Source organism: Zoogloea sp. (genome assembly GCF_041911615.1).
In the GTDB taxonomy this organism is placed as follows: Bacteria; Pseudomonadota; Gammaproteobacteria; order Burkholderiales; family Rhodocyclaceae; genus Zoogloea.
The window spans coordinates 13852-28552 of the sequence record NZ_JAYROR010000005.1; the positions used below are offsets into that span (position 1 = coordinate 13852).

The 14701-nt window shown below is 69.0% G+C and carries 11 protein-coding genes; all 11 read right to left on the bottom strand.

All coding sequences use genetic code 11. From position 1 onward, the window contains the following. Window positions 1-21 precede the first annotated feature (21 nt). Window positions 22-273, bottom strand: a complete 252-nt coding sequence (locus tag ACE3P2_RS01170; RefSeq protein WP_374259958.1) for a hypothetical protein — start codon at window positions 271-273, stop codon at window positions 22-24. Beyond that, a complete protein-coding gene (locus ACE3P2_RS01175; RefSeq protein WP_374259961.1) occupies window positions 270-4790 on the bottom strand; it encodes a glycosyltransferase in 4521 nt (1506 codons plus the stop codon). Before ACE3P2_RS01175 ends, ACE3P2_RS01170 begins: the two co-directional genes overlap by 4 nt. Before the next feature lie 49 nt (window positions 4791-4839). After that, the gene (locus ACE3P2_RS01180) at window positions 4840-5883 is read right to left on the bottom strand and encodes an NAD-dependent epimerase/dehydratase family protein (RefSeq protein WP_374259964.1); all 1044 of its coding nucleotides are present in this window, start codon (window positions 5881-5883) and stop codon (window positions 4840-4842) included. A 14-nt stretch (window positions 5884-5897) separates the two neighbouring features. Continuing rightward, window positions 5898-6989 carry an N-acetylneuraminate synthase family protein gene (locus ACE3P2_RS01185; protein WP_374259967.1) on the bottom strand — a complete coding sequence of 364 codons (1092 nt, stop codon included), beginning with the start codon at window positions 6987-6989 and terminating at the stop codon, window positions 5898-5900. A gap of 9 nt (window positions 6990-6998) precedes the next feature. Further along, window positions 6999-8114 carry an FkbM family methyltransferase gene (locus tag ACE3P2_RS01190; RefSeq protein ID WP_374259969.1) on the bottom strand — a complete coding sequence of 372 codons (1116 nt, stop codon included), beginning with the start codon at window positions 8112-8114 and terminating at the stop codon, window positions 6999-7001. Beyond that, window positions 8111-9922 carry a thiamine pyrophosphate-binding protein gene (locus tag ACE3P2_RS01195; RefSeq protein ID WP_374259972.1) on the bottom strand — a complete coding sequence of 604 codons (1812 nt, stop codon included), beginning with the start codon at window positions 9920-9922 and terminating at the stop codon, window positions 8111-8113. Before ACE3P2_RS01195 ends, ACE3P2_RS01190 begins: the two co-directional genes overlap by 4 nt. Next, window positions 9919-11121, bottom strand: coding sequence for a methyltransferase domain-containing protein (locus ACE3P2_RS01200; protein WP_374259974.1), 1203 nt, complete (start codon window positions 11119-11121; stop codon window positions 9919-9921). Before ACE3P2_RS01200 ends, ACE3P2_RS01195 begins: the two co-directional genes overlap by 4 nt. Window positions 11122-11126: 5 nt before the next feature. Then, entirely contained in the window at window positions 11127-12503 is a 1377-nt protein-coding gene (rfbH, locus tag ACE3P2_RS01205) for a lipopolysaccharide biosynthesis protein RfbH (RefSeq protein ID WP_374259976.1), read from the bottom strand. Beyond that, window positions 12500-13567 carry a CDP-glucose 4,6-dehydratase gene (gene rfbG / locus ACE3P2_RS01210; protein WP_374259978.1) on the bottom strand — a complete coding sequence of 356 codons (1068 nt, stop codon included), beginning with the start codon at window positions 13565-13567 and terminating at the stop codon, window positions 12500-12502. Before rfbG ends, rfbH begins: the two co-directional genes overlap by 4 nt. Continuing rightward, window positions 13552-14322: a glucose-1-phosphate cytidylyltransferase gene (gene rfbF / locus ACE3P2_RS01215; protein ID WP_374259981.1), complete on the bottom strand. Its 771-nt coding sequence runs from the start codon at window positions 14320-14322 to the stop codon at window positions 13552-13554. The genes rfbG and rfbF overlap by 16 nt, the downstream gene beginning before the upstream one ends. 133 nt (window positions 14323-14455) lie before the next feature. Then, window positions 14456-14701: hypothetical protein (locus ACE3P2_RS01220; RefSeq protein WP_374259984.1), on the bottom strand; the 246-nt coding region annotated here is incomplete at its 5' end.

The following is a 14701-nucleotide window of genomic DNA, read 5'->3' on the forward strand; positions in this document are numbered from 1 at the left end:
GTTCAAGATAAGCAACGAGGCTTAACTTTGGTTCGCCTTGCCCGGTGTGTGTAAGGCAACCGCCGTTGAAATCATTAACGGAGCGGACCAAAAGGACTTTAGAAAAAATCTTGACAATTTGTTGTTTTTGTGTTTTTTGAAATTTGGCCGGATTACCGCTTGGCTTTTGATAGCGGCGCGGAAAATCAAAGCTTTAGCACCAAAAATCACGAAACCGGCAGGTTTTCCGCCGGTTGTCGATATGCTTTCAGGATGGTGGGCGAGGCCCTTCATGGCCCGTAGGCCGCAAACCAGCTTGCGGCGTGGTTTTCGAGGATGAAGCGGTCGCGCACCCAGGCTTGCAGGGCGAGACCGGCAGCGCGCAGGGCGGCGGGCTCGGCGAGCTGCTCGCGGATCGCGGCGATCCACCTTTCGGGCTCGTTGGGCAGCCGGGTCACGGGCGCGCCCTGGTAGGGGTAGATGTCGGTGCAGATCACCGGCCATCCCATCGCGCCGTATTCGAGCAGGCGCAGGTTGCTTTTGGCTTCGTTGAATGCGTTGACTTCGAGGGGCGCGATGGCCAGGTCGAGGTCGAGCTTGGCCAGCGCGGCGGGGTAGAGGCGGAAATCCACCTCGAAGCCGTGGGCCTCGCGCACGTAGGGTTTGAGGGGGTCGGGGCACATGCCCATGAAGATCCAGTCCACTTCGTCGGCGAGCGCTTCGACCACCGGGAAGATCTGTTCCAGGTCGCCCAGGTGCTGTTGGGCGCCGGCCCAGCCGACGCGGGGTTTCGTGCGCGGCAGTCGCGGTGGCGCGATGTCGCCCCACAGCGACCATTCGAGGCAGTTGGGCATCACCCGCAGGTCGTCGATCATGTCGGCGCAGACGTCGGCCAGCGGCTGAGTGCTGACGATCAGCCGGTCGGCGAGGCCCAGCACCTTGCGCAGGCGCGGGCGGGCGTCCTTGAAGCCGCTCTTGAAGAAGGCGTTCTTGGCGGGGACGGCGGTGATGAGGTCGTCGATGGTGATGATCCGCCGGACGTCGCGGTTGAAGCGGGCGTAGCCTTCGAGCGCGTCGGTCTGGGCGTCGTCGAGGGGCTGGTGGAGGATCAGCGTGTCGGGCTCGGCGCGGGCTACTTCGATCGGGGTGAGGATGCGCACGAAGAAGGCCTTGGGGGGCTCGACGATCATGGTCTGGGCGAGGCCGGCCTGGCCGATGGCGCGCAGCGGGGCGCGCAGACGGTATTCGCCGGCGCCGCCGGTCAGCGGGACGCCGAGGATGCGCGGACGGTCGTGGAAGTGGCCGTCCCAGTCGATCGGGGCGACGTGCTCGGGTTTGAAGGCTTCGGTGAGGCTGAGGTTGCGGTTGTAGAACGGGTCGTTGGCGAGGCGCGGCAGCCAGCGCTCGATGAACACGTTGTGGTTGTTGCGGGCGGTGACGACGTCGGCCAGGGCGTTGGCGGGCTGGCGCTGGCGGGCCTTGATCGAGACGCCGCCGTAGTGGACCAGCATGGCGGCGGGCGTCCACAAGGTGCGCAGGCCGCTGTCGCGCACGCGCAGGCACAGGTCGGCGCTGGCGTTCATGAGCGGTAGCTGCGCGGCGTCCATGCCGCCGACGGCTTCGAAGGCGGCGCGCCGCACCAGCAGGGCCGAGCCGCTGACGGCGCTGGCTTCCTGGTCGCACAGGGCGCGGCCCATGTAGCCGGCTTCGGTGAGTTCGAGTTCGCCTTCCCAGGGGGAGGCGGCGGTGCCGCGCAGGCCGAGCACCCACGGGGCGTGCTGCAGGCGAGCGCTTTCGGGGAAGGCGAGGCGGGGGCCGACGATCCCGACGTCGGGGCGTTGGGCGAAGGCCATCAGGCGGTCGAGCCATTCGTCCTGTACGACATGGGTGTCGTTGTCGAGGAACAGCAGGTAGTCGCCACGCGCAGCGGCGGCGCCGGCATTGGCGCCCGCGGCGAAGTTGAAGGGGCCGGGCTGGTGCACCACGCGGGCCCGGCCTTCGGCCTGGACGCGGGCGAACAGGGCGAGGGCGTCGGGGTCGGTGCTGTCGTTGTCGACGATGACGACCTCGAAGTGCGGGTAGGCGGTGCGCTCGAACAGGCTGTCGAGCAGCGGGCGCAGGTATTCCTCGCGGTCGCGGGTCTGGATGACGATGCTGACGAGCGGGTGGTCGTCCCAGCGGTAGCGCACGTGGCGGGTGCCGAACAGGGCGCCGTCCCGGATGTCGGCGTCGAGGCCGTTGCGCTGCAGGTGGGCGGCCAGGGCGCCCATCTCGGTGTCCGGGTTCATGGCGCGGGCGCTGTCGCGGGGCAGGTGGGCGAGCACCTGGCTGATGTGCCCGATGTGGGCGGCGCCGTGGCCGTCGAGCACGCGTAGGGCGAGGTCGTAGTTTTCGGCGCCGGCGTGGGGGCCGTAGCGGCCGCAGTCGAGGAAGGCCTGCTTGGACACCAGCACGAGACTGCCGAAGTAGGCCATCGAGCGCAGCAGGTCGAGGTTGACGTCGGGCTTGAAGAGCGGGGTGGTGTAGCGGCCGTCGGGCTCGCGGGTGTCCTCGTCGCAGTAGATGAGCTGCCAGCCGGGGCGGGCGTTGATGTAGTCGGCGATGACCTGCAGCGTCTGGGGCTCGAAGGTGAGGCCGGGCTCGATGCGGGCCAGCCAGTTGCCGGGGGAGGCGGCGGCCATCTCATCGATGACGTAGTCGATGTGACCGGCGTCCTTGAGGGCGAGCCACTGCAGGGTGGGGATGTCGGCGAGGCCGTCCGGGGCGTCGAGGGTGGTGACGACGGTGAGCAGCCATTCGGGGTAGAGCTGGCCGGCGAGGCTGTCGAGGGTGTCGGCGAGCAGGCTTTCCTCGCCCGGATGCAGGGCGAGCAGCAGGTGGAAGCCGGGGCGGGTGGTCCAGTTGCGGACCATGCGTTCGGCGAGGAGCTGGGCGTCGATCTCCTGCATCGTGCTGCGGCGCCGCCACAGGGCGTAGAGGCTGTCGACGGGGTTGGCGGGGGGGGCGAGGTCGGACTCGCGCTGGAGCAGTGCGTCGGCGTCGCGGCAGATGAGTGCGGCCTCGGCCAGCGAGCCGGCGTGGATGGCGGCCGGGGCCTGGCGGGGGCTCAGGCGGGCCGCGGCGAGGGACGGGAATTTCTCGCGGAAGCGTTTCTCGTAGCGCAGCCATGCTTCGCCGAAGTTGCCCGGCGAGGCGTGCACGAGGGCGAGATCCTTGGCCACGCCGACATGCAGGCCGGCGAGGTGGCAGCGATAGCTGAAGTCGATGTCGTAGAGGTGGAAGCCGTCGAAGAGGTCGGCATCGAAGGCGACGCGATCGAAGACGCGTTTCTTGGCGGCGATGAAGACGCCGTCGAGGGCCTGGACGGGGAGGCGGGGGGCGTCGCTGCCGTCGTAGTAGTTGATGACGAAGGGGGCGTCGGGTTTGCCGACAGGGCCGTGGATGACCAGGCCGACGGTGTTGCCGGGGCCGCCGTTGAGCCAGAAGGCGCTCTTGAGGACGCGGGGGCCGGCGACGCCGACCACGTCGAATTGGTGCAGGGCGTCGTGCAGGATGTCGGCCAGGGCGGTGTCGCACAGCAGGTCGATGTCGTCGTGGCACAGCACGACGGTGTCGAAGCGGGCCTTGGCGATGCCGCGGGTGTAGCCCTCGGAGAGGCTCCGGGCGTCGTCGATGCGGATGATCTCGTGGGGGGCGGTGCAGATCGCGTCGAGGCGTGCGCTGACGTGGTTGTACTTGGTGTTGTCGATCGAGCAGATGACGAAGCTGATGCTGCGGTCGGCGGGCGGCGGCAGACGGCCGCTGGTGCTGCGCACGTTGAGGGCGCTGCGGGTCTGGCCGGCGGCGGCGGAGTAGCGGTCGGACCAGGCCGCGGCCTGGGCGGAGTTTCCTTCGCGAACGTGCCGTTGGAAGGTGGACTCGGCGAGTTCGGCGGCAAAGCGGAAGTGATTGGCGGAGCCGATCCGAACGGCTGCGTTGTACAGGGCCAGATCCAGCGTGTCGCCGTCGGTGGTCGGTGTCGCCGCGTCGCCGCAGGCGAACGCTTCGGCGATCAGCGGGTCCGGCAGTTGCCGGAAGGTGTGAAGGATGCGGGACGTTTCAAAGTTGAGGCGGCTGGCCGCCTCGGGATTGAGGGCGCTCTCGTTGGCGCCGGTGGAGAAGACGCGGTACTGGGTCAGGGGCTCCGGGATGATGTGGAGGTCGCCGGCGGCGAGCAGGTTGACCCAGGTGGCGAAGTCCCACAGCTGCCTCAGGGGGAGCAGCGGCAGGTGCCGCTGGAGGTCCTGGGTGCGTAGCAGGGCGGAGGGCTGGCAGAGGCAGTTGCCGTAGCGAAAGAAGTGCCTGGCCCATTCGGCGCGGCTGCGGTTTTCGACCTGGAAAATCTGGGGGTAGGGGCGGGGCGGGGCGGGGTGGATGTTGCCGTGGTCGTCGATGATGGTGACGTGGGTGAAGCAGGCCACCACATTGGGCTGCGATTCCAGCAGCGCGACTTGTTTCTCGAGTTTTTCGGCCTCCCAGCGGTCGTCGTCGAATAGAAAGGCGACGTAAGGCGTCGTGACGTTCTGCATCCACGCGAGCCCGAACTGGAGGCGCTGGGCGTTGTCGTCGATGCGGCGGATCGTGAAGCGCGGATCGCTCGCCAAGTGAGGGGGGAGCGTGACCGGCGGCGTCGAGCCGTTGTCCAGAATGTCCACCCGATAGTGGGGGTAGGTCTGGGCCAGGATCGAGTCGAGTGCGCCTTGAAGCAACGCGTGCCGGTTGAAGGTTGGCAACGCGATGGCGACGGTCGGGAGGCTGGGCGTGGTGGCCATGATGGTTGTCGGTCCAATAGGAGGGGCAGAGGCGGGCCAGGGCTGTGCGCTAGCGGGGGCGGCCCTCGGCGCAGGCGGCGGTGAGCCGGATGGCCTGGTCGAGGGGCGTCCAGACGTCGAGACCCAGCTCGTGGCGGGCGCGGCCGATGTCGGGGACGTAGCGGTTTCGGGGGGCGGCCGGTTGAGCGAGGCCCGCAAGGCGGATCTCGTTCGTTTGTCCGAGGGCCGCGCGAACGCGCTCGGCCAGGTCGGCAATGCTGATGGCGACATCGGAGCCGACGTTGTAGGCGCGTCCGTGCTTCCCTTCGAGAAGGCATTGCAGCAGCCAGATCGCCAGGTCCGCGCCGTACAGGTAACTGCGCAGGGGGGTGCCGTCGCCGTTGATGTGGATGGGGCGGCCTGCCAGCGCGTCGCCGATGAAGTTGCCGATGGCGAAGTGGCCGTCGAGGGGAAGGCCGGCGCCGACAAAGGCAAAGCAGCGGGCGACGGGGATGTCGATGCCGTGGTGCAGACCGAATTGGAGGCTCCACTGCTCCGCCGCGCGCTTGGCTTCGCCGTAGGCGCTGGCCGGGTGGCAGGCGTCACAGGCATGGGGCGCCGCTTCGGGGGTGCGTTCCTGGTTCGCCGGCTGGGGGCCATAGACGGCGCCGGAGCTGACGTAGAGCGCGCGCGTTGCGCCGCAGGCGTGGGCGTGGGCGAGGGTGTGACGGGTGCCGAGGAGGATGTCGTCCATGATCGCCAGCGGCTGGCGGTGGGCCGCGGCGTCGGTGTCCGTGGCCGCGTGCAGCACAAAATCGGCCGGGGCCTCGTCGCGGAAGTCGCGGACGTTGCCTTGAACCCACGAAAGCCAGGGTTGGGCGGCCAGATAGGGCGCGCGGCCGGCGAAGTCGGCGGGCCGGCGCGACAGGGCGCGGACCCGCAGGCGAATGCCGCGCTGGACGAGCAGATCGAACAGGCTCAGCAGCCAGTACCCGAAGAAGCCGGTGCCGCCGGTGACGAACACCGTCCGGCCATCGAAAGCCTGTCCGTCGAGCTGCGTGAGCAGCGCCGCGAGACGGCCCTGAACGGCCGGGTGACGAGGATCGGGCAGCATGGCGCCGGAGTGGGTCAGAGCCCGCGGTCGAAGATGAGTTTGCGCAGGGCTTCGTTCTGCGCGTAAGGGCTGTCCACGTCGTCGATGGACAGGGGCGCATCCTTGCTCACGGCACGGGTCAGTTTCATGCCGTTCATGGTTTCCCGGCAGGAGAGCTGGCCCTTTTGCAGCGGAATGGCCAGGTAGAAATCATCTTCCGAATTCTGGTGCTGGAGTTCGTAGCCGGCGGGCAGATCCCTTTTTGCGTAGACGCCGCGCACCAGGCCGTCGAGGTACTCGGTTTCCTTCTTCTTGGGGACGCGCTTGCTGTTGCCGGTGCCGCCGCACATTTCCACCGCCTTGTGGAAGGCCTTGAACCATTCGTCGATCTGGTGGGGCAGGGAGCAGTAGGGCGAGACGGGAATGCCGCCCTCTTCGATGTCGATGTGACGCTCCCAGGTGCGTGCGCCCTTGGCGTAGGAGAGCAGCATCGACGAGGTCCAGTCGTGGTATTCGTGGGTGGACAGGCCGACCACGTTCCTGGGGTAGCGCTGGCGCAGGAAGTCGATCTGGTTGAGCTCCAGCTCGTCGTCCTCGGCGGGGTAGATGGAGACGCAGTGGTTGATCGCCAGCGGAATGTTGCGGTTGGCGAAAAAGGTCACCATGTCATCGATGTCCTTCTGGGTCGAACCGCCGGTGGAGACGATGACCGGCTTGCGGGTTTCGGCGATACGCTCGATGAGGAACCAATCGTTGATGTCGGAGCTGGCGATCTTGATGATCGGCAGGTCCAGTTCTTCGCAGAGATCCACCGAAGCCTCGTCGAAGGCCGTCGCCATCGGGATGCAGTTGCGCTCCTTGATGGCGCGCACGAGCGTGCGGTATTCGGACTTGCTGAGCCGGGTGGCTTCGGTCTTCTTGATGTAGCGGATGTCTTCGCGACCCCGGAAATCCTTGTGGATGAAGTGGTCCGCCTCGCGGAACTGCAGCTTGATGGCTGCCCGGATGTTGTTGAAGCGAACCACCTGGGCGAACTCATTGACGATGCGCAGCCCCCGGTCCAGCCGGCCCCAGTGGTTGTTGGCCAGTTCCAGGACGAACAGGTTTTCAAAGATGGCGTTGTTCATGATGGCACCTTAATAAGCGTAGAAAACCGCATCGAAGGCGTTGTGCGTGTGGATGCGGAAGCGCAGTCGGTAGTCGAGATCCAGGGCCGCGACGAAGGCCGGGATGCGCCACAGGTCGTCCCACCGGTGGTAGCCGGCAATGGCCAGGGTGGGCCGGTTGCGACGAATCAGCCGGCTGGCGCCTTCCAGGGCTTCCATTTCGTGACCCTCGACGTCGAGCTTGAGGTAATCGATGCGGGTGGTGGGCAGGCAGCCGTCGATGCTGACGACCTGGATCATCTGGTCGCCCTGTTCGCTCACCGTGCTGGCTTCGCCTTGGCCGCCGCTGAAGCGCAGGGTTCGGGTTCCGGATGACAGGCCGCAGGGAAAGCAGGTGACCGGGATCGGCAGATCGCGCGCACGCCGGGAGAGGGCGCGGTAGTTGCCCAGATCCGGCTCGAAGGCGTGAGCCTCACCGAGGGGGAGTCGGGCGAGGGCCGTGGCGATGGTGTCGCCGTCGTAGGCGCCCCCGTCGAGGAAGCGGATCGGGTGGGGATGGCGTGTCGTGCAGGCGGCCACGACGAAATCCGGGAAATAATGCGGATCGGTTCCCGGTGCGTCGGGGATGGCGTCGATCAGGCCGAGCCGGAAGCGCAGGGTGTCCGCGAAAAGGCGTCTGCTTTCCTCATCTTCGAGCGACGCGAAGGCAGCCTGCAGTTCGGCGGCGCGGCTGGCGTAGCCGCTGCGGGCGCTCAGCCAGTAGCGCCAGCCCATGTGCGGCTCGACGAATTCGAAGTAGTGCTGGGGCAGCAGCACGCGCGCGAAACCGGCTTCGTGGCACAGGCGTTTCAGCAGCGCGTAGTCGGCGTGGGGCTGGTGGTTGAACACGCCCACCCACATTGGCTTGGTGCGAAGACCGGGATCGACGTCTGCCAGAGGCAGGACGGGCAGCCCCTCCGGGGTGTGGTGCGCCTTGCCGGACGAATGGACGAAGGCGATCACCGGCACGTCGAGGGCGTCGAGGGCCCGCCGGAGGGCGTGCGCGAAATTGCCCGAACCGAAGATCAGGACGCCGTCGCGACGCGCCTCGTCGAGTCGTGCGGTGTCGGCGTCGAAGGACAGATCGGGCAACGCGGCGCGGTTCATAGCCGGGGCCTTTCATCGCGGGTGGGGGGAAGCGCCTTGATGGCCGCGGCTTCCTGGCGCACGGCCGCGAGCTCGGCGGCGGGCAGGAAGGGGAACATGTCGTCCAGCTCCGGGGTGGCGAAACCGCCTTCGGGCAGTGCGCGGGACTTGATGCGCGGCGCGAAGCCCGGGGCCGGGTCGACCTGTGCTGCGATGAGGATCGGGCCGCGGCGGGTCAGGGCCGTGTCGAGGCTGGGCAGGTCGGCCGGCGTGCTGACACGGATTGCTTCCAGCCCGTAGGCCTGCGCGACGCGGGCGAAATCGGGAAACTCGACGCCGGAGGCGGGCGTGGCGCCCACGATGCGGTCAAAGAAATTCTCGTGGGTCTGGCGGATCGACAGGTAGCCGCCATTGTCGATGAGCACGACGACCACATCGAGGTCGAGGGTCTTCAGGGTCTGCAGCTCCTGGATGTTCATCTGCAGGCTGCCGTCGCCCGCGAAGCACACCACCCGGCGAGCACCGGCGGCGCGGGCGGCTCCGATGGCGGCGGGCAGGTCGTAGCCCATCGAGGCCGAACCGGAGTTGCTGAACATGCGTTGTCCGGCCTTCAACCGCCCGACCTGAAAGGGCAGGATGCAGGCCGAGGCGTTGCCGCAGACGACGATGTCGTCGTCGCGCAACTGCTCGAAGATGCGCGCCACCAGGGCGTAGGGGTGAATCTGCGGGGTGTCGTCGGACGGGGTGAACGCCGGGTAGCGGGCGCGGATGCCGCGGCACCAGTCGGCCCACGGCGTGTAGTCGGGCAGGCCGGCGTGGCAGGCGCCGAGGAGGGCGTCGAGGAAAAGCCGGGCGTCGCTGGTGATGCGCAGGTCGGGCTGCACGAAGGGTTTGGCGAATTCGGCGGGGTCCACGTCCACCTGGGCGATGAAGGCGTTCTTGGCGAAACTCGCCCAGTTGTAGCTGACCTGGCGGATGTTGAGGCGCGAACCGATGACCAGCACGAAGTCGGCGTTCTGGGTGCAGAAGTTGCCGGCGCGGGTGCCGATGGTGCCGGGCCGGCCGGCGAACAGCGGGTGATCGCTGGCAATCAGGTCGTGGGTCCAGGCGGTGGCGACGGGGATGTTGTGGGCTTCGGCGAAAGCCAGCAGGGCTTTTTCGGCGCCGGCCAGGCGGACGCCGGTGCCGGCCAGCAGCAGCGGGCGATGGGCCTGGCGAAGCCGTTCGACGATCTTCCGGCACGGGTCGGCGAGGTCGGCGGGGGGCGGCGGTGCGGCCGGTTCGAGGCGCGGCAACGGGCCGCACTCGGCGGACTGCACGTCGAGGGGAATATCGAGCCAGACCGGGCCGGGGCGACCGCCGACAGCGGTGGCCAGTGCGCGGGGCAGGATGTCGGCGAGGGCTTCCGGGCTGGCGACGCTGGCCGCGAGCTTGGTGACGGGGCGGGCCATGGCGACAATCGGCCCTTCCTGGTCGCCCAGCTGGCGCAAGCCGGCGACCGGCGTGTAGTCGAGGCAGGTGGCGCGCTTGACCTGACCGCCGATCACGAGCATCGGAATCGAGTCGGTGAACGCGCCGAACACGCCGTTGAGGGCATTGATGCCGCCGGGGCCGGTGGTGACCATCACCACCGCCGGCTTGCCGGCGATGCGCGCATAGCCCTCGGCCGCCATCGCGCAGGCCTGCTCATGGTGCATGAAGGTGCATTTCAGGCGCGGGTGGCTGGCCAGGGCCTGGTTCAGATACATGGCACCACCGCCGGTGACGGTGAAGATCTGCTCGATGCCCTGGTTGGCGAGCCAGTCGGCGATCCGTTCGGAGACGTTCATGGGTGCTCGGTGATGAGATGGAGGTTGCGGTCGTGTCCGGGTTCCAGACGACGGATTTCCGCCGCGATTTGATGGGGGTTTACGGCCACGCAGACCAGAACTTGCGCCTCGGGGTGACGACTTAGTCCCTCGGCAGGAGAAACGATAGGCTTGCCGGCAAAAGTGTGGCCTTGCTTGTTCGGCGCGCCGTCGATGAAGGCCACGACTTGCGACAGGGGAATGGCGTGCTGGCCAAGCAGGCGCTGGGCCCAGGAGCCTGCCCCCCACACCAGCAGCGGGGTGGCCGGGTCGAGGGCGGGGGTGATGGCGATGCTGCCCGCGGCGCGGCGGGCGCTTTCGGCGATGTAGGCGCGCAGGCTGCCGAGCATGGCGGGCGCCACGTGGGGCGCCTCGGTGGCCGGCGCGGCGCGGGCGACGCCGGCAAAGGCCGGGTAGGTGCTGCCGTCGGGCAGGCTCAGGGGGCAGTCGAGGAAGGCCGTCGGGCTCAGTCCCGCCGCTGTGAACAACCGGGTCAGCGCCTTCGGGCTGAAGTGGTTGATGTGCTCGCTGTCGAAGTAGTAGTACGGCGGTCGCGGCCCGCAGCGGTAGCCGCGCGGGTCGGGCACTTCCACGTACAGCGCGCCGCCGGGAGCGAGCAGGCCGGCCAGTTGCGGCAGCCAGTCCAGGTCGCGCAGGTGTTCGGCGACGTGGGAGAGCGCGATCAGGTCAAAGTGCTGCCCGGTGTAGCGTGCCGGCGCTTCGGTGATGAGGCCTTCCTGCACGGCAAGGCCCCGGCCGCGGGCCGCAAGGACGGCGGCCGGGTCGGGGTCGAGCCCTTCGACGCGGGTGAAGCCGCGGGCGATCAGCGCGGCAAGAAGACCGCCGGCACCGCAGCCCAGGTCGAGCAGGCGGGCGTCGGGCCCGGGCAGCCAGGCCTGGAGGCGGGTGGCGAGGTGCTCCAGGCGGCGCAGGTCGGCCGGGTCCTGGCCGGCGCCGGTGCCGGTCGGCCCGCCGTACTTGGCCAGGCGCCGATAGTAGTGGTCGTAGGCCGATTGGGGGGCCGGCGTGTCGGCGAAGGCGAAGTCGCAGGCGGGGCAGGCGAGCAGGCGATAGCCGTCCGGTAGCGGTGAGCCGCTGGGCTGGGGCAAGGTCAGGTGGGCCAGGGTCTCCAGCGTACGGCTGGCGCAGGCCGGGCAGGGGCGATGGAGATCGGCCGGCATGGCGGTCAGTCGAAGTCGGCGCCGACGAAGCGGCGGATCGTCGCGGCGCTGTAGTCCAGTTGGGCCTTGCCGAGCCCCGGCCAGAGGCCGATCCAGAAGGTGTCGCGCATGATCCGGTCGGCTACCGGCAGGTCGCCGACGACGCGAAAATGGCGTCCGGCCATCGACGGCTGGCGGACGAGGTTGCCGGCGAACAGCAGGCGCGTGCCGATCTTGTGCTGGTCGAGGTGCTGCAGCAGGTCGACGCGGTTGACGCCGGATTCGGGGCGCAGGGTGATGGGGTAGCCGAACCACGACGGATCGCTGCCGGGGGTGGCTTCGGGCAGCACGAGGAAGTCCTGTGCGTCGGCGAGCGCGGCGGTGAGGTGGGCGAAGTTGCGCTTGCGGGCGGCGATGAAGCCTTCGAGCCGGTCGAACTGGGCCAGCCCGCAGGCGGCCTGCATGTCGGTGATCTTGAGGTTGTAGCCGATGTGGCTGTAGGTGTACTTGTGGTCGTAGCCCGGCGGCAGGCTGCCCAGCTGCCAGCCGAAGCGCTTGCCGCAGGTGTTGTCGCAGCCGGGCTTGCACCAGCAGTCGCGGCCCCAGTCGCGGAAGGATTCGGCGATCTGGCGGAGCGTGGGGTCGCGGGTGAGCACGGCGCCGCCCTCGCCCATGGTGATGTGGTGGGCGGGGTAGAAGGAGAGCGTGGCGAGGTGGCCGAAGGTGCCGACCTTGCGGCCGTGCCAGGTGGAGCCGAGGGCGTCGCAGCAGTCTTCGACCAGCCACAGGCCATGGGCCTCGCAGAAGGCGCAGACGGCGGTGAGGTCGAAGGGGTTGCCCAGGGTGTGGGCGATCATGACGGCCTTGGTGCGCGGCGAGAGGGCGGCGTCGAGCATCGCGACGTCGATGTTGTAGCCGGGCAGGGTGGCGTCGACGAACACCGGCACGGCACCGTTCTGGAGGATCGGATTGACGGTGGTGGGGAAGCCGGCGGCGACGGTGATGACTTCGTCGCCGGGCTGGATGGCCCGCTCGCCGAGCTTGGGCGAGGTGAGCGTCGAGAAGGCGATGAGGTTGGCCGAGGAGCCGGAATTGACGGTGAGCGCGTAGGGCACGCCGACGAAGGCGGCGAGGCGGGCCTCGAAGCCGTCGTTGAAGCGGCCGGTGGTGAGCCAGGCGTCGAGGGCGGCGTCGATCATCGCGTCCTTCTCGGGGTCGCCGACGACCTTGCCGGAGGGCGGAACGGCGTCGATGCCGGGGCGCCAGGCGGCGGGCTCGACGGCGGCGCGGGCGGGGCGCACGATGATCTCGAGCGCCTGGCCGGCCAGTTCGGGGTGCGCGGCGAGGTCGAGCTGCACGCGACCGTCGGCGTCGGGGGTGATGGTCTGGCGGAGAAGGCTCATCGGGGGGTCTCGAAGTCGGTGATTTCGTCGAGGCAGTAGCGGCGCATGTCGGCGCCGTTGCGCCAGGCCCGGTGCCAGGCGAGGCTGCGGGCGACGGCTTCGGCAGCGTGCCAGCGGGGCTGCCAGCCCAGGCCGGCGCGGGCCTTGCTGCAGTCGAGCTTGAGGGTGTGGGCTTCGTGGTGCTGGGCGGTGGCGGCGACGGCCCAGTGGGCGTCCGGCCCCCAGCCTTCGGCGAGCTGCTTCACGACCCACGCGACGGTTTTGGCGTCGCTGTCGTCGGGGCCGAAGTTCCAGCCTTCGGCAAAGGCCGCGCCGTCCTCGACGAGGCGCTGGGCCAGGGCGAGGTAGCCGGAGAGCGGTTCGAGCACGTGCTGCCAGGGGCGAATCGCGCCGGGGTTGCGCAGGGTGACCGGGGCGCCGGCGTCGAAGGCGGCGAGCACGTCGGGCACCAGCCGGCTCGGCGTCCAGTCGCCACCGCCGATGACGTTGCCGGCGCGGGCACTGGCGAGGGAGATGCCTGCGGTGGCCAGGAAGGCGCGGCGGTAGCTGGCGACGATCAGCTCGGTGCAGCCCTTGCTGGCGGAGTAGGGGTCGTGGCCGCCCATCGGGTCGGTCTCGCGGTAGCCCCACACCTGCTCGCGGTTTTCGTAGCACTTGTCGCTGCTGACCACCACGACGGCGCGGATGCCCGGCACCCGGCGGCAGGCTTCGAGCAGGTGCACCGTGCCCATCGCGTTGGTGGCGAAGGTTTCAACCGGCGTGTCGTAGGAGCGCGGCACCAGCGGCTGGGCGGCCAGGTGCAGGACGATCTCGGGGCGCGCGGCGGCGATGGCGGCGCACAGCGCGGGGAGGTCGCGGATGTCGCCGACGGTGCCGTGCATGTCGCGGCCCACGTCGGCGACGTCGAACAGGGCGGGGTCGGTGGCCGGGGCGAGGGCGAAGCCGTGGACGTCGGCGCCCATGGCCTGCAGCCACAGGCACAGCCAGCCGCCCTTGAAGCCGGTGTGGCCGGTGACGAACACGCGCCGGCCGCGCCAGAAGGCGTGGCTTACCAGGTTTTCCATGGCGCCTGCCCGCTGTTCCACAGTTCTTCCAGGACGATCTTGTCGCGCAGGGTGTCCATCGGCCGCCAGAAGCCGGTGTGCTGGTAGGCCAGGAGCTGGTTGCGGGCGATCAGGGTGGCGAGGGGCGCGCCCTCGAAGATGGTGTGGTCGTCCTCGAGGTAATCGAGCACCTGGGGCGACAGCACGAAGTAGCCGCCGTTGATGAAGCCGCCGTCGCCGAGGGGTTTCTCGACGAAGGCGCTGACCTGGGTGCCCTCGAGCTCCAGTGCGCCGAAGCGCCCCGGCGGCTGTACCGCGGCCACCGTGGCGAGCTTGCCGTGGGTGCGGTGAAAGGCCACCTCGGCGCTGATGTCGATGTCGGCGACGCCGTCGCCGTAGGTGAAGCAGAAGGCGTCGTCGTTTTCGACGTAGCTGCGCACGCGCTTGAGACGGCCGCCGGTCTGGGTGTGCTCGCCCGTGTCCACGAGGGTGACGCGCCAGGGTTCGGCGTGGCGTTCGTGGATTTCCATGCGGTTGTGGGTCATGTCGAAGGTGACGTCCGACATGTGCAGGAAGTAGTTGGCGAAGTATTCCTTGATCACGTAGCCCATGTATCCGCAGCAGATCACGAAGTCGTGGATGCCGTGGGCGGAGTAGATCTTCATGATGTGCCAGAGGATCGGCCGGCCGCCGATGCCGATCATCGGCTTGGGCCGATTGACGGTTTCTTCGCTGATGCGGGTGCCGAGGCCACCCGCGAGGATCACGGCTTTCATCGTCGCTCCAGGGAGGGATGGGGACGATGTTATGCGTGGCGGCCAGGGGCCGTTGGGCGGAACAGCGGGGGAAAGGCGGGGCTATTCCGCGCACGAAGGCCGGCGCGGGGAACGCGCCGGCGGGCAGGGCGGGTCAGTTGCGCTGGCCGAGGGGCGGCAGGCTGGGTGGCGTGGCGCCGCAGGCGCGGTAGTCGTCGTCGCTCATCACCGGCTTGATCTCGCAGGCGACGGCGATGACCGGGTGGCTGGTGAGCTTGCCGAAATCCGGGTCGGCGGGGCGCATCGTGCGCACGGCGGGCAGCGCCCCGGCGGGGGCCTGGGCGGGGGTGGCGCCGACACCGCGCGACGCGGCACGGGGGGCGAGGGGGCTCAGGTGGGC

Excerpts from the sequence above, each read along its gene's own strand:
- rfbG (WP_374259978.1), bottom strand. The coding sequence starts at position 13,567 with ATGGAAAACCTGGTAAGCCACGCCTTCTGGCGCGGCCGGCGCGTGTTC.
- ACE3P2_RS01190 (WP_374259969.1), bottom strand. The coding sequence starts at position 8,114 with ATGAACCGCGCCGCGTTGCCCGATCTGTCCTTCGACGCCGACACCGCA.
- rfbF (WP_374259981.1), bottom strand. The coding sequence starts at position 14,322 with ATGAAAGCCGTGATCCTCGCGGGTGGCCTCGGCACCCGCATCAGCGAA.
- ACE3P2_RS01185 (WP_374259967.1), bottom strand. The coding sequence starts at position 6,989 with ATGAACAACGCCATCTTTGAAAACCTGTTCGTCCTGGAACTGGCCAAC.
- rfbH (WP_374259976.1), bottom strand. The coding sequence starts at position 12,503 with ATGAGCCTTCTCCGCCAGACCATCACCCCCGACGCCGACGGTCGCGTG.
- ACE3P2_RS01175 (WP_374259961.1), bottom strand. The coding sequence starts at position 4,790 with ATGGCCACCACGCCCAGCCTCCCGACCGTCGCCATCGCGTTGCCAACC.
- ACE3P2_RS01200 (WP_374259974.1), bottom strand. The coding sequence starts at position 11,121 with ATGCCGGCCGATCTCCATCGCCCCTGCCCGGCCTGCGCCAGCCGTACG.
- ACE3P2_RS01180 (WP_374259964.1), bottom strand. The coding sequence starts at position 5,883 with ATGCTGCCCGATCCTCGTCACCCGGCCGTTCAGGGCCGTCTCGCGGCG.
- ACE3P2_RS01195 (WP_374259972.1), bottom strand. The coding sequence starts at position 9,922 with ATGAACGTCTCCGAACGGATCGCCGACTGGCTCGCCAACCAGGGCATC.
- ACE3P2_RS01170 (WP_374259958.1), bottom strand. The coding sequence starts at position 273 with ATGAAGGGCCTCGCCCACCATCCTGAAAGCATATCGACAACCGGCGGA.